This window comes from Cupriavidus sp. 01L46 (assembly GCF_056399905.1).
Genome location: NZ_JBFTSF010000001.1, coordinates 60,718 through 83,414 on the forward strand (window position 1 = coordinate 60,718; position 22,697 = coordinate 83,414).

At 68.1% G+C, this 22,697-nt stretch carries 21 protein-coding genes; 7 read left to right on the forward strand and 14 right to left on the reverse strand.

Going from position 1 to position 22,697, the window contains the following annotated elements; all coding sequences use genetic code 11:
- Positions 1-174: 174 nt before the first annotated feature.
- From bcsA to AC1DS3_RS00255, 5 genes are all read right to left on the reverse strand, one after another.
- On the reverse strand, positions 175-2,442 hold the full coding sequence (gene bcsA / locus AC1DS3_RS00235; RefSeq protein WP_441632500.1) for a UDP-forming cellulose synthase catalytic subunit: 2,268 nt from the start codon (positions 2,440-2,442) through the stop codon (positions 175-177).
- Positions 2,439-3,212, reverse strand: coding sequence for a cellulose biosynthesis protein BcsQ (gene bcsQ / locus AC1DS3_RS00240; protein ID WP_477126535.1), 774 nt, complete (start codon positions 3,210-3,212; stop codon positions 2,439-2,441). The genes bcsA and bcsQ overlap by 4 nt, the downstream gene beginning before the upstream one ends.
- The gene (gene bcsP, locus AC1DS3_RS00245) at positions 3,209-3,910 is read right to left on the reverse strand and encodes a cellulose biosynthesis protein BcsP (RefSeq protein ID WP_441632504.1); all 702 of its coding nucleotides are present in this window, start codon (positions 3,908-3,910) and stop codon (positions 3,209-3,211) included. Before bcsP ends, bcsQ begins: the two co-directional genes overlap by 4 nt.
- Before the next feature lie 63 nt (positions 3,911-3,973).
- Positions 3,974-4,429, reverse strand: a complete 456-nt coding sequence (bcsD, locus tag AC1DS3_RS00250; protein ID WP_441632506.1) for a cellulose biosynthesis protein BcsD — start codon at positions 4,427-4,429, stop codon at positions 3,974-3,976.
- Positions 4,430-4,899: 470 nt separating this feature from the next.
- Positions 4,900-5,778, reverse strand: coding sequence for a LysR family transcriptional regulator (locus AC1DS3_RS00255; RefSeq protein WP_441632508.1), 879 nt, complete (start codon positions 5,776-5,778; stop codon positions 4,900-4,902).
- Between the two features lie 150 nt (positions 5,779-5,928).
- Between AC1DS3_RS00255 and AC1DS3_RS00260 the strand changes: the two genes are divergently transcribed.
- On the forward strand, positions 5,929-7,335 hold the full coding sequence (locus AC1DS3_RS00260) for a class II fumarate hydratase (protein WP_441632510.1): 1,407 nt from the start codon (positions 5,929-5,931) through the stop codon (positions 7,333-7,335).
- Between the two features lie 277 nt (positions 7,336-7,612).
- Here AC1DS3_RS00260 and AC1DS3_RS00265 read toward each other — a convergent pair whose 3' ends face one another.
- A complete protein-coding gene (locus AC1DS3_RS00265; protein ID WP_441632512.1) occupies positions 7,613-8,002 on the reverse strand; it encodes a YfeK family protein in 390 nt (129 codons plus the stop codon).
- A gap of 365 nt (positions 8,003-8,367) precedes the next feature.
- On the opposite strand from AC1DS3_RS00265, the gene AC1DS3_RS00270 reads away from it, so the two are divergent.
- Positions 8,368-9,303, forward strand: coding sequence for a 2-hydroxyacid dehydrogenase (locus AC1DS3_RS00270; RefSeq protein ID WP_441632514.1), 936 nt, complete (start codon positions 8,368-8,370; stop codon positions 9,301-9,303).
- A 20-nt stretch (positions 9,304-9,323) separates the two neighbouring features.
- Here the strand turns inward: AC1DS3_RS00270 and AC1DS3_RS00275 are convergent, their stop codons facing one another.
- From AC1DS3_RS00275 to AC1DS3_RS00300, 6 genes are all read right to left on the reverse strand, one after another.
- Entirely contained in the window at positions 9,324-10,697 is a 1,374-nt protein-coding gene (locus AC1DS3_RS00275; RefSeq protein ID WP_441632515.1) for an ATP-binding protein, read from the reverse strand.
- A complete protein-coding gene (locus AC1DS3_RS00280; protein WP_441632517.1) occupies positions 10,697-11,395 on the reverse strand; it encodes a response regulator transcription factor in 699 nt (232 codons plus the stop codon). Before AC1DS3_RS00280 ends, AC1DS3_RS00275 begins: the two co-directional genes overlap by 1 nt.
- Positions 11,396-11,408: 13 nt before the next feature.
- Positions 11,409-12,440 carry a glucokinase gene (gene glk, locus AC1DS3_RS00285; protein WP_441632519.1) on the reverse strand — a complete coding sequence of 344 codons (1,032 nt, stop codon included), beginning with the start codon at positions 12,438-12,440 and terminating at the stop codon, positions 11,409-11,411.
- A 4-nt stretch (positions 12,441-12,444) separates the two neighbouring features.
- Positions 12,445-13,125, reverse strand: coding sequence for a 6-phosphogluconolactonase (gene pgl, locus AC1DS3_RS00290; RefSeq protein ID WP_441632521.1), 681 nt, complete (start codon positions 13,123-13,125; stop codon positions 12,445-12,447).
- A gap of 52 nt (positions 13,126-13,177) precedes the next feature.
- Positions 13,178-14,626 (reverse strand): glucose-6-phosphate dehydrogenase, encoded by a 1,449-nt coding sequence (gene zwf / locus AC1DS3_RS00295; protein WP_441632845.1) that lies wholly within the window; start codon positions 14,624-14,626, stop codon positions 13,178-13,180.
- 216 nt (positions 14,627-14,842) lie between these two features.
- Complete coding sequence (locus AC1DS3_RS00300) at positions 14,843-15,640, reverse strand: PaaX family transcriptional regulator (RefSeq protein ID WP_441632523.1); 798 nt, start codon at positions 15,638-15,640, stop codon at positions 14,843-14,845.
- Positions 15,641-15,821: 181 nt separating this feature from the next.
- On the opposite strand from AC1DS3_RS00300, the gene AC1DS3_RS00305 reads away from it, so the two are divergent.
- The gene (locus AC1DS3_RS00305) at positions 15,822-16,622 is read left to right on the forward strand and encodes a crotonase/enoyl-CoA hydratase family protein (RefSeq protein ID WP_477126536.1); all 801 of its coding nucleotides are present in this window, start codon (positions 15,822-15,824) and stop codon (positions 16,620-16,622) included.
- A 155-nt stretch (positions 16,623-16,777) separates the two neighbouring features.
- On the opposite strand, the gene AC1DS3_RS00310 is transcribed toward AC1DS3_RS00305, so the two are convergent.
- Complete coding sequence (locus AC1DS3_RS00310; protein WP_441632527.1) at positions 16,778-17,668, reverse strand: inositol monophosphatase family protein; 891 nt, start codon at positions 17,666-17,668, stop codon at positions 16,778-16,780.
- Positions 17,669-17,769: 101 nt separating this feature from the next.
- Here AC1DS3_RS00310 and AC1DS3_RS00315 point away from each other — a divergent pair, with 101 nt between their 5' ends.
- The 4 genes from AC1DS3_RS00315 to AC1DS3_RS00330 all read left to right on the forward strand — a co-directional run bounded on the left by AC1DS3_RS00315 (position 17,770) and on the right by AC1DS3_RS00330 (position 20,025).
- Entirely contained in the window at positions 17,770-18,507 is a 738-nt protein-coding gene (locus AC1DS3_RS00315) for a helix-turn-helix domain-containing protein (RefSeq protein ID WP_441632528.1), read from the forward strand.
- Between the two features lie 100 nt (positions 18,508-18,607).
- Positions 18,608-18,886: a type II toxin-antitoxin system HicA family toxin gene (locus AC1DS3_RS00320; protein WP_441632530.1), complete on the forward strand. Its 279-nt coding sequence runs from the start codon at positions 18,608-18,610 to the stop codon at positions 18,884-18,886.
- Between the two features lie 111 nt (positions 18,887-18,997).
- Positions 18,998-19,702 carry a glutathione S-transferase N-terminal domain-containing protein gene (locus tag AC1DS3_RS00325; protein ID WP_441632532.1) on the forward strand — a complete coding sequence of 235 codons (705 nt, stop codon included), beginning with the start codon at positions 18,998-19,000 and terminating at the stop codon, positions 19,700-19,702.
- A gap of 20 nt (positions 19,703-19,722) precedes the next feature.
- Positions 19,723-20,025 (forward strand): cupin domain-containing protein, encoded by a 303-nt coding sequence (locus AC1DS3_RS00330; RefSeq protein ID WP_441632533.1) that lies wholly within the window; start codon positions 19,723-19,725, stop codon positions 20,023-20,025.
- A 92-nt stretch (positions 20,026-20,117) separates the two neighbouring features.
- Here the strand turns inward: AC1DS3_RS00330 and fusA are convergent, their stop codons facing one another.
- Positions 20,118-22,166, reverse strand: a complete 2,049-nt coding sequence (gene fusA, locus AC1DS3_RS00335; RefSeq protein WP_441632535.1) for an elongation factor G — start codon at positions 22,164-22,166, stop codon at positions 20,118-20,120.
- Positions 22,167-22,697 lie beyond the last annotated feature (531 nt).

The window sequence follows — 22,697 nt, forward strand, 5'->3', positions numbered from 1 at the left end:
GGGTCGCGGCGGGCAGGCGCGCGGTGCGGTGCGCGGTTGAGCGCGCAGGCGAGCGATCGGTCAGGCGTGGTGTCTTGGTCAAACGCATTCTCTGTCTTTTTGCCAGTGGTCCGGTGCGTGTTCAAGCCGCGACACGAACCGTTGCGGGACGCGGCGCTGGGCCGACGAGGCCGATCAACGGGTGGAAGCGCCAGGTTCTGGACGGCGCAACAATTGGCGCATCTCGCGCCCAAGGTGGAACATCACGTTATGGAAGCCAAGCAGGCCAATGCGCAGGATCTGGCCGGCGGCCAGCCCCGGGGCATCCGGCCGCTTGCGGCCCCACGAATCGATCCACGCGTCGGCTCGCGCAAAGGTGCACTGCACGAAAGCCATCTCCTCGCGCGGGCTCATTTCCGCCAGTTCCAGGCCGGTGTGCGTGTCGCCCTGGAACACCACCTTGGCGGGGAACATGTGCTCGTCGTTCTGCAGGTAGAGCGAGATCTGCACCTGCTCGCCCACGGCTGCCTTCATGCCCGGCGGCAGCCGCATGCCAATGCCACCCTCGGCGAAGTCGATGGTCTCGCACACCAGCGTGCGGCCATCGGGAAAGTGCAGCGTGGCGGGCAGCTTCATCGCCACGCGGTGCGCCACGCGGATCTGGCGCGTCTCGCTGGCGACCGCAATCGAGGCGCCGAGGATGATCAGGTTGTAGAACGTCCAGATCAGGTTGAGCACCACCGTGGTGGCCTCGAACTGGTTCCACAGGAACAGCCGCAGGAAGCCCACCACCACGCCCAGCAAGTTGAACAGCAGCAGCACCAGGTAAGGCCGCGAGATCACCCAGTCGAAGTAGGCTTCCTCGATCACGCCGCCCTTGGGCGTCACGTTGAACTTGCCGGCCGCGGGGTTAACGAACGCCACCAGCACGGGCCGCATGATGTACCACGCCAGCACGGATTCGTAGACTTCGTTCCAGAACGAATGGCGGAACTTGCCCTGGATGCGCGAATTGGTCATGTTCGCGTGCAACAGGTGCGGCAGCGCGAAGGTGGCGATGGTCAGCGCCGAGGCCTGGATCACGTGGGCGCCGAACAGCAGGTAGGCCAGCGGCGCCGTCAGGAACACCAGCCGCGGCAAGCCGTAGAAGAAGTGCAGCATGGCATTGAGGTAGCACAGCCGCTGCGGGATCGACAGGCCTGGCCCGAACAGCGGGTTGTCCACCCGGCAGATCTGCGCCATGCCCCGGGCCCAGCGAATGCGCTGCCCGACGTGGCCGGAGAGGCTTTCCGTGGCCAGCCCCGCGGCCTGGGGGATCGCCAGGTAGGCGGTGCCGTAGCCCTTGCGGTGCAGCTTGAGCGCGGTGTGCGCGTCCTCGGTCACGGTTTCCACCGCGATGCCGCCCACTTCCAGCAGCGGCGCGCGCCGGATCACGGCGCACGAGCCGCAGAAGAAGGTAGCGTCCCACAGGTCGTTGCCGTCCTGCACCAGGCCATAGAACAACTCGCCCTCGTTGGGGACTTCCTGGAAGGTGCGCAGGTTCTTCTCGAACGGATCGGGCGAGAAGAAATAGTGCGGCGTCTGCAGCATGGCCAGCTTGGGGTCCTTGAGGAACCAGCCCATGCTGATCTGCAGGAAGGAGCGCGTGGGAATGTGGTCGCAATCGAAGATCGCCACGTACTCGCCGTGCGTGCCCTTGAGCGCTTCGTTGATGTTGCCGGCCTTGGCGTGGCGATTGTGGTTACGCGTCACGTGGGTGACGCCGACCTTCTCGCAGAACTCGCGGAATTCCTCGCGCCGGCCGTCGTCCAGCACATAGACGTTGATCTTGTCGCGCGGCCAGTCCAGCGCCATCGCCGCGAATACCGTCGGCTTGACCACCGACAGCGGCTCGTTGTAGGTCGGGATGAAGATATCCACGGTCGGCCAGCTGGCAGTATCCGCGGGCATGGCCACCGGACGGCGCTTGAGCGGCCACGCGGTCTGGAAGTAGCCCAGCATCAGCACCACGAACGCGTAGATCTCTGCCAGCACCAGGCCGATGCCAAAGGCGGCGTCGAACCAGCCGCCCAGGCCCACCGTTTCCGTCAGGCGCCAGTACATATAACGGCTGGAAGCCGCGATCGACAGGATCACCATCATCAGCGTGGCGAGGTGGCCCTTGACCCGGTTCAGCCAGACCGCCAGCCCGAAGCACACCGCGGCAAACCCGACCTGCTGCCAGAAATCCAGCGGCACCGTGATGACCAGCGCAAACATGAGCAGCCCGGCCAGCAACGCCAGCCCCCGCGCCACAGCGCTATCCCAAAAGGGAAGCTCGACGACGGTGTTGCCGAAACGCTGCAACGCGGCCGACAGCGCGTTGGGCTTGTCGTCGCCCTCGCTTTTGACCTTGTCCTTGACCTTGCCCTTGGCCCGCGCGCCCTTGGGCGCCGCGGCGGCTTTTGCCTTGGCTGGCTTCACGCGGCTTCTCCCTGAGCGGCCAGCGCCTGGCGCACCCATGCAGCGCAGCGCTGCAGGTCGTGCGTGGCCTGGCTGTGAGGGTTGTACTCGAGCACGCTGCGGTCGTAGGCCAGCGCCTCTGCCACCGCCTGGTCCTGGTGGATCACGCCCAGCACGCGCTCGCCCAGCTGGGCGCGCAGCACCTGCACCACATCCTTGCCGAGCTGACGGCTCACGTCGACCTGGTTAATCACCAGCATATGGCCCAGGTAATCGGGCCGGCCCTCGCAATAGGTGCGGATCAGGTCTTCCATCAGGGGCATGGTGGCGTAGGACGCGGCGTCCGGCAGCGACACCATCAGGCACAGCTGCGCGCATGACAGTGCCTGGCGCATGTATGGCGACGGGCCCGGCGGCGTATCGATCACCACGACATCGTCGCGGCCCAGGCCAAGTCCGGCAAGCTGGGTGCGCAGCCATCCCGGATGGGTGGAGAGGTGCGCTTCAAACGCAGAGCGGTCCACCTCGTTGAGCGAGCCGAACGGCATGACCAGCACACGGGAGCGGCCCTTGTACATGCTCTGCTGCCACGCTTCTCCGGCCAGCGTGGCGCGCGCATGCCCGGCAACGTCCTGCGGCGGCATGCCGAAATGCAGGCGCAGTGCATTTTGCGGATCCAGGTCCACGGCGAGTACGTTCTCGCCGGCAACCGCCAGCGCTTCGGCCAGGTTGGCCGACAGCGTGGTCTTGCCCACGCCGCCTTTGGCCGAGACAACAGCAATGATCTTCACGAGCGATTCAGCCGATCAAGAAAGGAGCGGCGCGCGGGTGCGCGCTCGCTGGTAGTGGCCGGCTCCTGGCGGCCTTCGAGGCGGGCGAACACCTTGGACAATTCGGTGTCGGCGGCGCGGGCCGGCTCTGCCGGCGGCGCGGCCGCTCCCGCAGGCGCGGCCGGGGACCAAATGCGGGCCGGCTCGGGCTCGGGGGCAACGACCGGGTTCGCTACGGCTGCCACTGGGGGTAGCGCAGCGGCAACTTCCGGCGTTGAACGCGGCATCGAGGCCGACGCCGCCGGCGCCATGCCTTCCGGCGTGCGGAAAAGCGGCCTCATCGCCGAGGGGGGCGCGCCAGTTGCCGCCGGTGCCACCGGTGCCACCGTTACCGCCGGTGGGACAACCTGAGCGGCCGGAGCCTCGGCGGCGCGAGCCGGCTCCGCGGCAGGCGCAAGCTCGCCTGCCGGCAGGGCCGCGCGCCACAATGGCGCGGGTGGCGCGGCTTGCGCCGCTGCCGGGCCGGCAACGTCATGCGCATGCGGCGCGGCGGGCTGCACGGGCGGCACTACGGCAGCGCGGTCGACCCGCACGGACGTCAGCAGCGGCCAGCGCTCGCGCGCCTGCGTCGCCGCGTCTTCGCGCACGATCTCTTTGTAGGACTCCGCCTTGCCTCCGAAGCGCTGGAACAGCTTGGACAAATCGTCGGATTGACTCATGGGATCTCACTCACGCAAGGCTGTGCGCAGGCGCGAAAACTATCGCAAACCGCTGACGGCACTTCAACGCCCGAACCGGAATTCCACGCAGCCGGTGGCATCGATCGGTGTACTTTGGCTGACCCGCAGGCTCTCGGACGAGCCGAGCATGCGGAACCAGTGCTGGTACGCCCCCTCCAGGAATGCCGGCGACCAGGTGTCGGCCCCGTCTCCAAGCGCCGCGTTCAGCGGCGCGCAGTAATGCCGGACCACCAGAGCGCCCCCCACATCCTCGATGCTGGTCCAGCCCCAGTCCACATCCAGCCAGATCTGGGCGACGGCGCGCTCCAGCTCGGCAAGCGTCGCACAGGCGCCAGGATCGAAACGCTTGGCAAAACGCGCGCCAACGCGCCACATCACGGCGCGCAGGCCGGCCACGTCCATGGTCTCGGATAGTTCTTCGGCGAGCGCCGACAGTACATCACGCCATTGCGACGAGCAATGCCGCTCAGTGAGATATTGCAGAATTGCTTGATTCACCCCGACATCCTGTTTTTATTGCTTACAGTCAATATTCTTCTTATTGTTGGAGCGCCATTTTCTTACCAACCCCGCGATCTGGGCAAATGCTTTGCGAGCAGCAATGGCTATGTTCCATCCTTGCAACATCCACAACGGCAGCCCCCAATGCCCCGATCCGGACGATTTCCCGCGCGCGGGCAGGCGCCGCGGCCTTTCACAGGCAACCCAAGCCTGACAGTTTCCAGGTCACGGGGGAACCCACCCCCTTCTGAAGCGGGGAACGCTTCACATTGCCAGCCAAATGTCTCTACATTAGCCCGCAAGGTGCTGTTGCCGGTCAGTGAAGACCGCTAGTGCCATTCTGGCGGGATAAATTGCAGGCCAGTACACGTATTTTCTCCCTGCGAGGATATAGCGCGGCTGATGGCTAGAAACGATAGGACAGGGCCCGCGGCAGCAAAGCGGGCGGCTGCGGAGGCGGCCGCGGACTAGTCCGACATGACCTGTGCGCCGGGGCGGGCCGCAGCGACGAATGCATCGATCAGGCGCGCCCCGCGCCGTTCGCGCAAAAAATAAAGATACTCACTCATTTCCTCGCTACCGTCTTCAAAATCCAGCATTTTCAGGTGCGGATGGCTCGGCACCTCGTGGCGGGCGATAACGGATACACCGAGGCCGCGAATGACCGCCTCGCGGATCGATTCCCGGCTGCCGATCTCCATCGGCGTGGCAGGCACCACCCCCGCCCGGGCCAGCATCCGCTCGGTGACAATGCGCGTGGTCGACCCGGCCTCGCGCATCAGCAGCCGGCAACTGGCCAGCGCGGCGACCGGCACCCGTGCCTGCGCCGCCAGCGCATGGCTGCGATGCACCACCAGCACGAGCGGGTCCTCGCCCAGCAGCATGCGCTCCAGGCGGGGGTCGTCCACCTTCTGCGAGGACGAAGCCACGTCCACGCGATATTCCTGCAGGGCATCGAGCACCTCCTGCGAGTTGCCGGTCTCGACCGCCACATCGATGGCCGGATAGCGCGCGCTGAAGCGGCCGATGATGTCGAGCACGTAGTACGGCGCGGTGGCGCCGATGCGCAGGCTGCCCGTGCGCAGGTCGCCCGAGTGGCGCAGGAAGAAATCGATTTCCGTTTCCTGCTGTACCAGCGCTTCGACCTTGGGCAGCAACGCCAGCCCGGCATCCGACAGGGCCAGCCGCCGCCCGCCGCGATGGAACAGCTCGACGCCGTAGGCCTCCTCCAGCGCGCGGATCTGGGCGGTGATGGTCGGCTGCGAGAGGCCGAGCCGCTTGGCGGCCTGGGTCACGCTGCCGATGCGGGCGACCATGAAGAAGGACTTGAGCTGGGCAATGAGCATGCTGGAGACGCGTGGTGATAGCGCAGGTGATTCGGGCGCTGGGCCTCGGTGGCCGCGCCCGGCGCCACGGATGACGCCGTTGCTGCCGGGGGCGTATTCTAAGGCCCGGGATCTGTTGCCACGCCGCCTTCGGCCGAACAGGAGAATGCCATGCCCGAGCGCAAGCAGGACGCCACCCGGATCGAGACCGACAGCCTAGGCGACGTACCGGTGCCAGCCCGGCACCTGTGGGGCGCGCAGACCGAGCGCTCGCGCCAGAACTTCCGCATCGGCAGCGAGACGATGCCGCCCGCGCTGATCGAAGCGTTCGCCATCCTCAAGCTCTGCGCAGCGCGTGCCAACCGAGAGCTGCGCGTGCTCAAGCCGGAACTGGCCCACGCCATCGAGGCGGCGGCGCAGGAGATCATCGCCGGCAAGTGGCCCGGGGAGTTCCCGCTCTCGGTCTGGCAGACCGGCTCCGGCACGCAGACCAATATGAACCTGAACGAGGTGATTGCCAACCGCGCGATCCAGCTGCTAGGCGGCAAGCCGGGCGCGAAGCAGCCGGTGCATCCCAACGATCACGTCAATGCCAGCCAGTCTTCCAACGACAGCTTTCCCACGGCGATGCATATCGCCGCCACCCGGACAATCCAGCTGCAACTGTTGCCCGCGCTGGAGCGCTTGCAGCAGGCGCTCGGGCGCAAGGTGGACGCGTTCAGCGATATCGTCAAGGTGGGCCGCACGCACTTGCAGGATGCCGTGCCGCTGACGCTCGGCCAGGAGTTCTCCGGCTACGAAGCCCAGGTGGGCGATGCCCAGTCGCGCCTGCGCCAGGCCATGCTGCGCGCCATGCCGGTACCCCAAGGCGGCACCGCGGTGGGCACCGGGCTGAATGCGCCACACGGCTTTGCCGCGGCCTTCGCGCGCGCGCTGTCGGACTACACGGGCCTGCCGTTCGAGCCCGCGCCGAACCGCTATGCGCTGCAAGCCTCGCACGATGCGCTGGCCGACCTGTCGGGCGCGCTCAACACCACGGCATCGTCCTTCCTGAAAATAGCGCGCGATTTCATGTTGCTCGGCTCCGGCCCGCGCGCGGGCCTTGCCGAGCTGATCCTGCCGGGCAACGAACCCGGCTCGTCGATCATGCCGGGCAAGGTCAATCCCACCCAGGCCGAGGCGCTGGCCATGGTGTGCTGCCGGGTGATCGGCAACCACACCACCGTCACGCTGGCCAATGGCCTCGGCACGCTCGAGCTCAACGCGTACAAGCCCGTGATCATCTACAGCCTGCTGCAATCGGTCACGCTGCTTGCCGATGCCGCCGCGGGCTTTGCCGAACGCATGGTGGAAGGGGTCCAGGCGGATCGCGAGCGCATCGCCGAGATGCTCGGGCGTTCATTGATGCCCGTGACGGCGCTCAACCCGCACATCGGCTACGACCGCGCCGCCGAAATCGCCAAGCTGGCGCTCACGCGAGGCCTGGCGCTGCGCGAGGCGGCGCTCGCCTCGGGACATGTCACGGCGGCCCAGTTCGATGCATGGATCGACCTGAAGGGAATGGCCAAGGAAATATGAGGCCGCCGATTGCGGCCAACGCTTAGCGCTGGCCCATCTCGCACACCGCGCAGACGATTTGCGGCCTTGGCAGAAAACGCCGGGGCCCGCATTCGGCGATCAGCATGCGTGCCGCCCGAGTGCCACCCGGGCTGAAGCAGGGTTCGGCGAAAGCCGGTTGGCTATCAGGGGCCGTCTGACAGGGTGCACGGGCCGGCCTTTGTTGCCGAAAAGCAAAAGCGTACCCGTTTCTGCGTGCCTTCAAACCCATCTGCAACGGCCAGGAAGGGGCTCGCGCCTACTTGCCCGCAGCCTTCTGCCGGTAGCGCGCCAGTTCGGCGCCTAGCCATGGTGCGCTCTCCATCGGCTGGGCCTGGCCGCACTTGACCAGGTAAGGCTTGCCGCTGACGCTGCTCTTGCTCGCGCCCAGTTCGATAAAGCTCTCGCTGGTGCTGATGGCGCCCTTGTCGGCCAGGTAGTTGTATTTCTTCTTGAGGTGGGCGGCCGCATCCGGCGCCGGATACCAGCTGCCGTTGCGGTTGAACTGGCAATTCGAGCCTGCCAGGTAGGCAAAGAGATGGGTGACCTCGGCCTGCGTGGCGGCAGGCGGCGGCGCGGCGGCAGCGGGGGCCATGGGAACCGCCAGCGCAGTGGCTAGCAGCAGGGCGGACAAGAAAGCAGGCTTCATTTTCACGGAGTCGATAAGTCGCATCCGCTGCATTAGAGCGGCATTCCCGCTCCACTTCAAGGCTTGGCGAGCAGCCAGGGCGCCCGCCGCGTGGGCGGAACCAACTGCCCGCGCGGCAAAGCGTACCCGTTTCTGCGTAGCAATCCGGAGCGTCAGCCGATCGCGCCGCCGCCATCGAGCAGCACCGCCGAACCCGTGGCAAGGCCCGTCCCGGCCAGGTAAAGGATGGCTTGCGCCACGCGCGGGAGCACGCCAGCAAGCCCGGCGCACCGCCGCTACAATGCTGCGGTGCAGCTTAGGCCTCGTCCCGGGGCCGCTCACCCTCCTCCCAGCCGTCGCCAACAGCCCCGAACTTCCTGCCCATCATGAAGCCGCTCCTGCTCGTCCTCAGCCACAACAGCGCCCAGCATCTGTCCTGGATTGCCGAACAATACGAGGTGCTTTATGCGCCCGACAGCGCGGCCCGTGCCGCGCAGGTCCGGGAGGCCGGCGCCCGCGTGCGCGCGGTGCTGACGATCGGCACGGTCGGCCTCACCGCCGCGGAGATCGACGCCATGCCCGCGCTGGAACTGGTGTGCGCGCTGGGCGCGGGGTACGAGAACATTGCCGTGGCCCACGCCCGCGCGCGCGGCATCGTCGTGGCCAACGGCGCCGGCACCAACGACAGCTGCGTGGCGGACCACGCCATGGCGCTGCTGCTAGCCACCGTGCGCGCCATCCCGATGCTGGACCAGGCCACGCGCGCCGGCAAGTGGCGCACCGCGCTGCCGCTGCAGCCCAATGTGTCGGGCAAGCGCATGGGGATTCTCGGCCTGGGCACCATCGGCCGGCGCATTGCGCAGCGCGGCCTGGGCTTCGACCTGGAGGTGGGGTATCACAACCGGGCCCCGCGCGACGACGCGCCGTATCGCTATTTCGACAGCCTTGGTGCGCTGGCCGAATGGGCCGACTACCTGATCATCGCCACGCCCGGCGGCGCGGGCACCCGCCACCTGGTCGACGCCAAGGTGCTGGCCCAGCTGGGCCCGGGCGGCTTCGTGGTCAATATCGCGCGCGGCAGCGTGCTCGACACCGCGGCGCTGGCGGATGCCCTGCGCGCCGGCAAGCTCGGCGGCGCCGGACTTGACGTGTACGAGACCGAGCCTGAGCCGCCCGCCGAGCTGTTCGACTGCCCCAATGTGGTCCTGACCCCGCACGTGGCAGGCAGGTCGCCGGAAGCCATCGACGCTTCGGTGCGGCAGTTCCAGGAGAACAGCCGGCTGCATTTCGCCGGCGAGCCTGTACTCACGCCGGTAGGCTGAGCAAAGGCCCCGCCGCGCGCTCACGCGACGGGAAACGCCACCCGCACGCGCAGCCCGGGCGCGGCGTCTTCCAGCGAGACCCGCGCGCCGTGCGATTGCGCGATCTCCGCCACGATGGCCAGGCCCAGCCCGCTGCCCCCCGTGGGCGCTTCCGGCACCCGGTAGAAGCGGTCGAACACGCGCGCGCGCTCGGCGGCGGGAATTCCCGGGCCATCGTCCTGCACGATCAGCTCCGCGCTCTGCGTACCCGTTTCTCTTCCGCCCATCATGGTCCGCTCACGGCCAACCAGCACATCGACCCTGCCGCCGGCCGGCACATAGCGCAGCGCATTGTCGACCAGGTTGGTCAGCAGGATGCGCAGCGCATCGACGTCGCCGCGCACCATGACCGGGCCGGCGGCAGCGTCGAGCCCGAGGTCGATGTGGCGGTCGAGCGCGGCCTGGGTCATCTCCGCCACCACGCTTTGCGCCAGCGCGCACAGCTCCACCGGCTCATGCGGGGGCGCTGCCGCGCCGGGCTCCTGGCGCGCCAGCGTGAGCAACTGGGCCACCATGTGCGTGAGCCGCTCCAGCCCCTGGCGCAGCTTGCCCACGGCCTCCTGCCGCTCCTCGGCCGTATCGGCGCGCTCCACCAGCTGGGCCTGCAACTGCAGCGCGGCCAGCGGCGTGCGCAGCGCGTGCGCGGCGTCGGCCACGAAGGCGCGCTGGGTATCGATGGCGTGGGACAGCCGCGCCAGCAGCTGGTTGAGCGCCTCGGTCAACGGCGCGATCTCGTCCGGCATGCGGCTGACCGCCAGCGGGGCCAAGGCGTTGGCGTCACGCTGGCGCACCCCCGCGGCGATCTCGCGCAGGGGCCGCAGGCCGCGTCCCACGGCCACCCACACCAGCCAGCCAATCAGCGGCAGCAGCAGCAGCAGGGGCGCCACGGTGCGCAGCGCCATGCGCGCGGCTACCTCGCTGCGCGCCGACATGGGCTGGGCAATCTGCACCACGCCGAGCCCGAGCTGCACGCTGTAGATCCGCCATTCGCCCTGCTCGGTCTTGACATTGGAAAAGCCCAGCTCGGCGCGCGGCGGCAACGCCGGATGCGCGTGCGACAGATACAGGCTGCGGCCGGAGCCATCCCAGATATGGATCACGACGTCTTCATCGGCATGGAACAGGCTGTCGCTAGGCGAGCCCGGCGCGCCGGGCGACTGCTGCGCAACGAACGGCGGCATTACCGGATCGGCAAACTGGCTGGGCAGCGCGGCGGCCACCTGCTTCATCTGGTAGTCGAACAGTGCGTTGGCCTCCTGCCGGGCCTGCCCGTAGATCAGCGCAGTGGCAACGGCAATGCCGGCCAGCAGGCCCAGGGCAAGCCACCACAGCAGGGTTCTCTGGATGGAGCGCATCAGCCCGCGCTCCCGGCTTCGAGCTTGGGCACCACATAGCCCACGCCGCGGATATTGCGGATCAGCCCCGCGCCGAATTTCTTGCGCAGCGCGTGGATGTAGACCTCCACCGTGTTGCTGCCGACTTCATCGCCCCAGCCGTACAGGCGCTCCTCCAGCTGCGCCACCGACCACACCTTGCCGGGCCGCGCCAGCAGCGCCGAGAGCAGGCCGAACTCGCGCGCCGACAGGCGCACCGCCTCGCCGTCAAGGGTGGCCTCGCGGGTCACGGGATTGATCACGATGCCGCCATAGCGCAGCAGCGGCTCCGCCCGGCCTTCGGCGCGGCGCACCAGCGCGTGCATGCGCGCGGCCAGTTCCTGCAGGTCGAAGGGCTTGACGAGATAGTCGTCGGCGCCGCTGTTCAGCCCCGCCACGCGATCGGCCACGGCGTCGCGCGCGGTCAGGATCAGCACCGGCGTATTCACGCCGCGCGCGCGCAGCGCGGCAAGCACCTCCAGCCCGGAGCGGCGCGGCAGGCCCAGGTCGAGCAGGATCAGCGCATAGCAGGCCTCGCCATCGGGGCCGCCCGACTGGGTGGCCGCGGCCAGGCCGGCCTCGCCGTCCTGCACCCAGTCCACCGCGAAGCCTTCCTGGCGCAATGCCACCTTCACGCTATCGCCGATCATGGCGTCGTCTTCCACCAGCAACACTCGCATGGGCAGGTCCGGATCAGGCAGGGTTAGGTTGGTTGGCCGGGTTGGCTCGGCCGGCGCCATCGCCATCGGCGCCGTGCGTAATCGCTTCCTCCAGCGCCTGCGCCAGTCCGGGCAGCGCCGGGTACTGCGCGTTGATCACGTAAACCGGCAGGCTTTCCAGGTACGCGCTCAGCCGCCCCTTGGCGGTAAAGCGTGCGTTGAACGCGGAGTTGCGCAGCGCGGGCACGAAGCGCGGCACGATGCCGCCGCCCAGGTAAACGCCGCCACGCGCACCCAGTACCAGCGCAATATCGGCCGCCACGGAACCCAGCAAGCCGCAAAACACGGCAAGCGCGCGCTCGCAGAGCGGGTCGTGCCGGTGGATCGCGCCTTCGGTCACCTCTGCCGGCTCGAGCTGGCGCGCCAGGGGCGTACCCGTTTCTGCGTGCAACGCGGCATGCGTCAGCGACAGCCCCATGCCCGACAAAAGACGCTCGGCCGAGACACGGCCGAAGGCCTGGCGGGCCGCGCGCCACGCGGTCCATTCGTCTTCGGTCTCCGGCATCAGCTCGATATGGCCGCCCTCACCGGCCAGCGCCACGGCCGGCCCGGAGCGCGCGGGCACCAGCCCGGACACGCCCAGCCCGGTGCCGGGCCCGACCAACGCGAGCGGCGCGCCGGCCACCGCCATGCCCTGGCGCAGCGGAGTGAGATCCTGCGCGCCAAGGTGTGGCAAACCCAGCGCCAGCGCGGTGAAATCGTTGATGGCCAGCAGCAGGTCCAGGCCCAGCGAGCGCTGCATCTGCGAGATGGAGAACGCCCAGGCGTGATTGGTCAGCTTGACGCGATCGCCGGTCACCGGGTTGGCGAGGCCAACGGCTGCGTAGCGCGGCCTGGCACTGCCGGCCGGCAAGCCGCCGAGATAATGCTGCATGGCAGCCTCGAGCGAGGGGAAATCGGCCACTTTGAGCGCGGTCACCGGGCCGATGCGCTGCGGCGCGGCCTCCAGCGCAAAGCGCACATTGGTGCCGCCGACATCGCCCAGCAGGCGTGGAAAGTTCTGCATGGCATCAAGCCGAGAAGACATCGGTGCCGTGCCGGTGCCGGCTCAGCACCAGGCTGATGGGCAGCGCGGGGATGGGTCCCTTGCTGGCGCGTGCGAACACGGCTGCCTTGACGGGTCCCGCGAACGACAGGAAAACGCGCTCGGCGGCCAGCAGCGCCGCCAGGTTCAGCGTGATGCGCGCGTGCGGCGCCTCGCGCGGATGCGTCACCATATAGCCCGGCCGCGGCTCGGCAAGCGCCTGCTGCAACTCGGGCGCCTCGGGAAACAGCGAGGCGGTGTGGCCATCCTCGCCCATGCCCAGCACGATCACGTCGGGCTGGCGCCAGGCCGCGTTCAGCCGGGCCACCGCGCTGGCCGGGTCGGCCGCTTCGGCGGCATCGGCCACCAGCGGCACGAAGGCCGCCTTGCCAGCCGCCTCGCGCAGCAGGTGGCGGCGCACCAGCGCGCCGTTACTGTCGTCATGGTCCGGCGGCACCACGCGCTCGTCGACCAGCGTGATGGTGACCGCGTCCCAGCGGATGGTGCGATGGCGCAGGCGCTCGAACATCGCCACCGGCGAGCGGCCGCCGGACACCGCCAGCACCGCCCACCCGTTCACGCCGATGGCGATCTCCAGCGCGTGGGCCACCGAGATCGCCATCGCTTCGGCCAGGTCCGCCTCGGAGGTATGTTCGTAGCGTCGCATGGGCAATGTCTCCTGTTCGAATGAGGGTCAATCAATGATCAGCGGGCGCGGCTCACACCTCTTCGTGCCAGAGCGAGCCGTCGCGCGACATCAGCGCGGACGAGGAAGCCGGGCCCCACGTGCCGGCGGTATACGCCTTGGGCGGCACGGTGCTGCCCGCCCACGTATCGATGATGGGCTCGACCCAGCGCCAGGCCTGCGCCTGTTCGTCGCGCCGCACGAATAATCCAAGGCGTCCGCGGATGACATCGAGCAGCAAGCGCTCGTAGGCGCCCGCGCGGCGCACCTTGAAGGAGTTGGCGAAGTCCAGGTCGAGCGAGGTGCCCGTGAGCGCCACCGTATCGCCGGGCTGCTTGACCAGGAAATACAGGCGGATGCTCTCCTCCGGTTGCAGCCGGATCACCAGCCGGTTCTGCGGCGACAAGGTCAGCGGGCGCGGGAAGATGGCGTGCGGCACATCGCGGAAGTGGATGACGATCTCCGCCACGCGCGACTGCATGCGCTTGCCGGTGCGCAGGTAGAACGGCACGCCGGACCAGCGCCAGTTGGCGATCTCGGCCTTGATGGCGACAAAGGTCTCGGTATGGCTGTCGGGCGCGATGCCCTTCTCGTCCAGGTAGCCCACCACCGGCTTGCCGCCCACCGCGCCGGCCCGGTACTGCCCGCGCACGGTTTTCTCGGCCACGTCCTGCGGCGTGATGGGCTTGAGCGCCTTGAGGATCTTGATCTTTTCGTCGCGGATCGCGTCCTCGGACAGGCTGCTGGGCGGCTCCATCGCCACCATGCACAGCAGTTGCAGCAGGTGGTTCTGCACCATGTCGCGCAGCGCGCCGGTGTTGTCGTAGAACTCGCCGCGCGTCTCCACGCCAAGCTCCTCGGCGATGGTGATCTGCACGTCCTGCACCCACTCGCGGCGCCACAGCGGCTCGAACAGTGCGTTGCCGAAGCGGATCGCCATCAGGTTCTGCACCGACTCCTTGCCCAGGTAGTGGTCGATCCGGTAGATCTGGTCTTCGCCGAAATACTGCGCCACGGCCGAGTTGATCGCATCGGACGAAGGCAGGTCGTGCCCGAGCGGCTTCTCCAGGACGATGCGGACATTGGGATGGTTGAGCCCGGTGCGCGCGAGCTGCTCGCAGATGGGGACAAAGATATGCGGCCCGGTGGCGAGATAGCACACCACCACCTCTGGCGAGCGCTGCAGCACCTTGGCCGCCAGCGCGTCGAAGTGCTCGGGCACGCGGGCGTCGGCCTGCACATAGCTGATGCGCGCAAGGAAGGTGGCCCAGGCTTCGGGCGGCGCATGCTCAAGACCCGGCCGCACGCTCTGTTCCAGCGAGCCGATGTAGTCTTCGGTGGAAAGGGGATGGCTGCCGGTGGCAAGAATGCGGGCGTTGGGATGAAGCAAACCCGCGCGGTGTGCATCGAACAGCGCCGGCAGCAGCTTGCGCCGCGCCAGGTCCCCGGTGCCGCCGAACAGCACCATGTCGAAATCGGGCATGCTCACCCTGTACTCCTTGTCTTGGCCAACGTGGGTGCGGCGCAAGAGCCCGGCGGGGCCTGCGGGGTTCCGGGAACACCAGCGCGCGTCACTTTACTGAGTGCCGCGGTGCGCCGCATAAGTTCCGGCCAGTTTAGTTGAGTCGCTGCCGCTTGGCGAGGCGAGGATCGCTCGGCGCCACCCGGCGCGCAGCCCGCGATTCGCCGCCTGCGCGCGCTAGCCGGCCAGCAGATCCACCCACAGGCCGCGCGCCTGGAGCTGGTAGGCGCGCGTGGCCTCGATCAGGGCGCGGCGGGGCGCCGGGTCCATGATGGCCTCGGGCAACAGCGGATCGCGCACGATGGCGCGGATGATGGCACGCCCCACCAGCATGGTTTCGCGCGCGCCGGCATCCGGCGCCATGCGCGCCAGCTTGGCCCGGCTGCGCTCAAGCTGCGCCAGCGCGCGGCGGTACGCGGATTGCAGCGCCGGCACGTCCCACAGCTGGGGCATGCGCGCGGCGGCATCGGCATCGAACTCGCGGCCCACGAATAGCAGGCCGGCGCTGGCCATCCCGAGCCGGGACAGCGCCGCGCGCATGGCCGGGGCGCCGCCCGCGAGGTTGTCCGGGCGCACGTTGATGCCGGCGGCCAGCACCCGAAAACCGGACAACGAAAGCGCGCGCGCATGGTGGCGCCAGGCGGTCTTCTCGCTGCGCGCCACCGCGGCGTCCTGCACCACCAGCCAGTCGCCAGCCCAGTGCCCCAGCCGGCTCTCCTTTTCAAACCAGTGCTCGACCTCGTCGTAGACCGGGTTGCCTTCCGGCAACACCGCGTAGCAGCCGCGCTCCGTCTTGACGATGCGGCCCTGGCGCTGCAGGCGCGTCAGCGCCACCCGCACGCTGGGCGTGCCGATGCCCATCACCTCAGCGCCGCGCGCCAGCGCCTGCACCGGCAGGGTACGCTCCGGGTGGCCGTAGAGCAGGTCCAGGACCAGGTCGGTCGCCGAGGGCTCGCGGATTTCTATTTCATGCATGGGTCGAAAGCGGGAGCAACGTGGGCGGTAAAGAATGCCGCGAAGGGTAAACCAGGAATATTTCTTTTATTGGCATAAATATATCATTTGACGAAATATTTACGCATGTGGAAAAACACCTAGAAAGTACTTGAAAGTACCCGATTCACCCTTGCCAGGCGCAGGCACCGAGGATGAGAGCATGGATAGTAAGCCCAGTCAGCCCAACCATTATGTCAGGACCGAAACGTGCGGCCCGGTCCTCACCATCATTCTGGACCGCGCCGACAAGCGCAACGCCGTGGACGGCCCGATGGCGCTGGCGCTGCGCGAGGCATTCACCCGGTTCGAATCCGACCCGGCGCTGCGCGTGGCCGTGCTGTGGGGCGCGGGCGGGCATTTCTGCGGCGGCGCCGACCTGTCGGCGGTAAGCGACCCGGCGCGCCGTCACGAACTGGATCCGCAAGGCGGTGGCGCGGGCCCGATGGGCCCGAGCCGGATGGCGCTGTCCAAGCCGCTGGTGGCCGCGGTCAGCGGCTATGCGGTAGCGGGCGGGCTGGAGCTGGCGCTGCTGGCGGACCTGCGCGTGGCGGAGCGCGATGCGGTTTTCGGCGTGTTCTGCCGGCGCTGGGGCGTACCGCTGATCGACGGCGGCACGGTGCGCTTGCCGCGCATCGTCGGCATGGGCCGCGCGCTTGACATGATCCTGACCGGCCGCCCGGTGTCCGCCGAGGAAGCGCTCGCCATGGGGCTGGCCAACCGCGTGGTCGAGCCCGGCCAGGCCCGCGCCGCGGCCGAGGCGCTGGCGCATGAGCTGGCCGCCTTCCCACAGCGCTGCATGCTGGCGGACCGGGCCTCTGCCTACGGGCAATGGGACCTGCCGCTGGCCGACGCACTGCGGGCCGAAGGCGCCAACGGCACGCCGATCGTGTTCGAGGAGGGCATTCCGGGCGCCGCCCGCTTTGTCGGGGGTGCCGGCCGGCACGGCAATTTCTCCGGCTAGGCAAGTATCGGGAACAGGGACGGGGACGGGGACGGGGACGGGGACGGGGACGGGGACGGGGACGGGAACGGGAACGGGAACGGGGCAAACACGCCCCGGCGCAATAAAGCGTACCCGTTTCTGCGTAGCCAAACCGGGACGCAATGGCCATGGAATCAGCCCCATACCGCCAGCGCCGAATTCAGCCCACCATGCATGGCCGGCCCGGCGGCCACGATCCCCTGGCACCCCCAGGCGAACGGCTTGCCATCCAGCGCGGTCACCACGCCACCCGCCTCGGTCACCAGCAACGCGCCTGGCAACCAGTCGTAGTAATCCTGCCCGCACTCCCAGTAGCCATCTAACGCGCCACCGGCAACCAGCGCCAGCAACAACGATGTGGGGCCGTATACGCGCTGCCCGAACACCTGCGGCAACAAACGGCCAAAGCGATCCAGAAAGGCCGCGGTATCGCTACGCACCTGCCCTGGCCAGTTGGGATGCGCCGTGGCGATCAGCGCCGAGGCCAGCTCCCCGCGCGCATTGGCCCGCAATGGCGCCCCGTCGCAATCGGCGCCCTGGCCGGCGCCCGCGCGATACGTCCGCCCGGTGGCCGGGTCATGCACCAGCGCCAGTGCTGGCACCCCTTCCACCACCAGGCACAGTGCAATGGTCCAGCCCGGCATGCCGCTCAGGTAGTGCAGGGCGCCGTCGATGGGATCGCAAACCCAGTAGGCGTCGGCATGCTCCGGTGCCTGCTGCGCGCCGCTTTCCAGTTCCTGGTCGGAAAACGGAATCCGCGGCCAGCGCTCCAGCAATGCCCTTTTCAGCGCCAAGCCGACGGCGCCGCTGTGCTGGTCGAACGCCGCCCGCAGGGCCTGGAAGTCGGCGGGGGCGCTGCGCGGCTGCTGCGTGCGCAGCCGCCGGCCTTGCTGGGCGAGCAAGGTGCTCAGGCTATCGAGCACTGCTGCCACGGGCTGGCCGAGACGTTCGGAAAGGGGCTGAGTGTTGGTGTTGATGTTGGTGTTGATGTTGATGTTCGCGTGGGCATTGATGTTGGCATTCACGATGCATCGCTCCTGGCTGGGTTGGAGCAGCCAGTCTAGGCACTTGCCACATTGCCCTCTAACGATAGAATGCCAACTTATATTCGAAACGGGCCAAATCGATGTCGCTACGAGAAATCCGGCCGATCGCACATGAAGCCGCCCGGGAACAGGTGCCGCATGCGCATGCCGAGGGCCAGTTGTTCACCGTGAAGTCCGGCGTGGTCAGCATCGAGGCCGGTGGCGGGCGCTGGCTGATGCCGACCGGCTGCATCGGCTGGGTGCCGCCGCATGCATCGCACGGTGCGCACATCCATGGCGCGATGACCGGAATGAGCCTGTATTTCGACGAGGCATGGAGCCGTGCCGCCATGCCGGAAACCCTCAAAGTGGTACGCCTGTCGCCGCTGCTGGCCGCGCTGCTCGACGCGCTGGCGCAAGCCGAGCCGCCGTCCGGATCGGTGCGCGAGCACTACCTGGCGGTCTTTGCCGATGACTTCATCCGCCAGCCGGCGCAAACACTGTTCCTGCCCATGCCCCAGGAGCCGCGCTTGCTGCGCATGGCCACCGCCTTGCTGGCCAGCCCGGACGACAACACCGGCCTGGATGGTTGGGCGGCACGCATCGGCATGGCCCGCCGCACGCTCACCCGCCACTTTCAGGCCGACACCGGCTGGAGCCTGGCGCAATGGCGCCAGCAGTTGCGCATGCTGGCGGCCATGGAGCGGCTGGTGGCAGGCGAAAGCGTCACTACCGTGGCGCTCGGCCTGGGCTACGCCAGCGTCAGCAGCTTCATTGCCCTGTTCCGCCGTTACACCGGCGCCACGCCGCGGGCCTACCTGGCGCTGGGCAAGTGCTGAGATAGGACAGGCGCGAGGGTCCCCTCGCGGGTGCAGCAAGCGCCGACCTACCCACTCTTGTATGCTACGGCTATTGCCGCCGAAGAAGCCTGACCGCGCCATGAGCCACAAATCCCGCAGCCTCCTGCAGTCGATCTTCAGTCACCCGCTCAGCAACAACATCCACTGGCGCGAGGTGGAGTCGCTGCTGCAGCAACTCGGCGCGAAGGTGGAGCCGATCCAGGGCGCCCGCTTCAGGGTGGTGCTCAACCAGTATGAGTTCTACCTTCATCACCCGCACCATGGCAATGTCTGCGCCAAGCAGGAGATCAAGCACCTGCGCGATTGCCTGGTTGCCGCCGGCGTCAGCCCTCCCGACGGCGACGACAAGCCGAAGTGACCCGGCGCTTGCCCGGGCAGGCCCCGCGGCGAACCCCGGCACGGCCATCCTCATCGGCCGCCAAGGCCAACCATTGCCCCAGCTCATCCATTCCCATTCCTACGGAATTCCATGACCAATCTTTCCGCCTTCCTCGTTACCAATAAATGGCCCGCCCTGCGCCCGGAGCGGATCCAGCTCTATTCGCTGCCCACGCCCAATGGCGTCAAGATCTCGATCATGCTCGAGGAAACCGGCCTGCCGTACGAACCGCACCTGGTGCGCTTCGACACCAATGACCAGTACACGCCGGAGTTCCTGTCGATCAGCCCCAACAACAAGATTCCCGCCATCCTCGACCCGAACGGCCCCGGCGACCAGCCGCTGGCCCTGTTCGAGTCCGGCGCGATCCTGCTCTACCTCGCCGACAAGAGCGGCAAGTTCATCCCCCAAGATCCCGCCGGCCGCTACGAGACCATCCAGTGGCTGATGTTCCAGATGGGCGGCATCGGGCCGATGTTCGGGCAACTGGGATTCTTCAACAAGTTCGCCGGCAAGGAATACGAGGACAAGCGCCCGCGCGACCGCTATGTCGCGGAAGCCAAGCGCCTGCTGGCCGTGCTCAACGGCCGCCTCGCGGACCGCGTCTGGATCATGGGCGACACCTACACCATTGCCGACATCGCGACCTTCCCCTGGGTGCGCAACCTGATCGGGTTCTACGAGGCCGGCGAGCTGGTCGGCATCCAGGACTTCCCCCACGTCACGCGCGCGCTCGAGGCCTTCCTGGCGCGTCCCGCGGTGGCCAAGGGCCTGGATATTCCGAAGCGCGTCTAGACCAACCCGGAGCCACACCAGTGCCGCTGATTCAGTTTGACGACCTTGCCGCCGCGCTGCCCAGCGCATGGAAGTCCACAGTCGTGGGCCAGGTCGGCCCCGCCCGCATCAAGGTCCTGCGCATGGATGAACAAGCGTATGAAGCGGAGACGCACGACTACAACGAAGGCCTGCTCGTGGTGAGCGGACGGCTCATGTTGCAAGTGCAAGGCGAAGCCGGCACCGTTGTCGTCGAGCCGGGGCAGATGTACCTCGCCCTTGCCGGCATCCCCCACGCCGTGCTGCCCGGCAGCCACGGCACGCTGGTGATCGTCGACGTCTGAGCGGGCGTGTGCGCGCCGGCGGATGAAGCCTCGCCGGTCGCCAGGGGGCGGGCACCCACGCGGCGCCCGCCCGATTGCAACCGCCGTCAGACTCAGCCAGCCATCTCCACCACCGCCGTGGCCGGTGCCGCGGCATAGTGATCGAACTGCATGCCAAAGCTGGCGCGGCCCGAGGTCAGCGCGCGCAGGCTGCCGATGTAGCCGAACATGCTGGCCAGCGGCACATGCGCCTCCACCACCATGGTGTTGCCGCCACCGCGTTGCGATTGCCCGCGCACCATGCCCCGGCGCCGGTGGATATCGCCGATGACATCGCCCACATGATCGGCGGGCGTCACCACTTCCACGCTCATCACCGGTTCCAGCACCACGGGCGCAGCCTGCCGCGCGGCTTCACGGAAGGCGCACGCGGCCGCGGTCTCGAAGGCCAGGGCCGAGGAGTCGCGCTCGTGATAGCTGCCGTCCAGCAGGATGGCCTGGACATCCACCACCGGGTAGCCGGCGAGCACGCCCTGCGCGGCCGCGCGCCGGATGCCGGCCTCCACCGCCGGCACGAACTCGCGCGGCACCGCGCCACCGCTGATGCGGCTCTCGAACCGGACGCCCTCGCCACGCGCCAGCGGCTCGAAGCGCAGCACCACTTCCGCGTACTGTCCCGGGCCACCGCTTTGCTTGCGATGCAGGTAGCGCGCATCGGCGGCACGGGTCAGCGTTTCGCGATACGCCACCTGCGGGCGGCCTACCGTGACCTCCACCTGAAAGCGTGTGCGCAGCTTCTCCAGCGTGACCTCCAGCTGCAGCTCGCCCATGCCGGACAGCAACGTCTGCCCGCTCTCCGGATCCTGGCGCAGGCGCAGGCTCGGATCTTCCTGCACCAGCACTTGCAGGCCGCGCGACAAGCCGGCCTGGTCGGACTGGCTCTTCGGCTCGATGGCCACGTCGATCACCGGCTCGGGCGAGTCGATCGTCTCCAGCACCATGGGGTGCGCGGGATCGGTCAGCGTGTCGCCGGTGATGGTGGCCTTGAGGCCCGCTATCGCCACGATGTCGCCGGCCACGGCAACCTCCAGCTCCTGCTTGCGGTCCGCATGCATCTCATACAGCCTTGCCACCCGCTCGCGCTTGCCACTGCCCGCGTTGAGCACGGTGTCGCCGACCGCGAGCCGCCCGCGATACACCCGCAAGAACGTCAGCGTGCCGTGCGCATCGTGCACGACCTTGAAGGCGAGCGCCACCAGCGGCTGGTCCGCGTCCGCGCTCACGGCATGACGGCCCGCTTCGCCAGGTGCCGGCAGGTACGCTGTCACCGCATCGAGCAAAGGCTCCACGCCCTTGTTCTTGAAGGCGGAACCCGCCAGCACGGGCACCACGGCTGCGCTGATGGTCGCGCGCCGGATGGCTGCGCGCAGGGTGTCCGCGGCCGGCTCGCGGCCCGCCAGGTAGTCTTCCAGCAAGGCATCGTCCTGCTCGGCCAGCGTTTCCAGCAAACGCTGGCGCCAAGCCGCGGCCTGCTCCGCCAGCGCCTGCGGCACGGCATCGGTCACGTAGCCCGTGCCGCCCGCGCCGCCTTGCCATAGCAGGGCCTGCATGGTGACGAGGTCGACCACGCCGTGGAAATCGCCCTCGCTGCCGATCGGCAACTGCAGCACGAGCGGCACCACGCCAAGGCGTTCCTCGATCATGCCGGCCACGCGCAGGAAATCCGCGCCGGTGCGGTCCAGCTTGTTGATGAAGGCCAGGCGCGGCACGCGGTAGTGGTCCGCCAGGCGCCAGTTGGTCTCCGTCTGCGGCTCCACGCCGGCCACGCCGTCGAACACCACCACGGCGCCGTCGAGCACGCGCAGCGAGCGGTTCACCTCGATGTTGAAATCGATGTGGCCCGGGGTATCGATCAGGTTGATCTGGTGCCCGCGCCAGAACACGGTGGTGGCCGCGCTGTTGATGGTGATGCCGCGCGCCTGCTCCTGTGGATCGAAATCCATGGTGGCGGCGCCGTCATGCACCTCGCCCAGCCGGTGGCTGGCGCCGGTGTAGAACAGGATGCGTTCGGACGTGGTGGTCTTGCCCGCGTCCACGTGGGCAATGATGCCGATGTTCCTGAGTTTCCTGCTTTCCTGCCTGCTTTCGTTTCTGCTTTCCATGATGGGCTGCCTGAATGCAAACACCCTGGCGGGTGCGTGCCTGCCAGGGTGTTTTTGGTCCCTGGGAGGCGATCTGCGAGGCCTCCCGGACTGCATGTGCAGCCAGGAGGCTATGGGATCGCTTGCGAGGCGGCGCCGGCATGCCGCATGCGGCACGCAATGGTCTCGGTGACTACGCCAGACGACGCCGTTACCGCACCAAGGGACGAGCGCAAGCCCCCGTTCCCTTGGCCGGTTTGAATCGTGGCAATCAACTTGTCGTAGGTACGCATGGCGTGTCAGATGGTGGCGAAACAAAAAAACAAAACCCCGGCGGGCCTGCGGGCCGTCCGGGGTTGGCGATGATCGGTTTCGTCGTTCCCGGAACTGGCCTTGCAGCCTTCCGGGCGGGACGCTCGGAAGACTAGACGTGAATAGCCAGCAGCACGCGTTCACCGTAAGGTGCCGCGGCAAACGCTGCAATGGCGGTGCGTTGCGCTACTTGCTTCATGTCGTTTGAACTCCAGAGAATGGGGCGGAGTCTAGCACTTG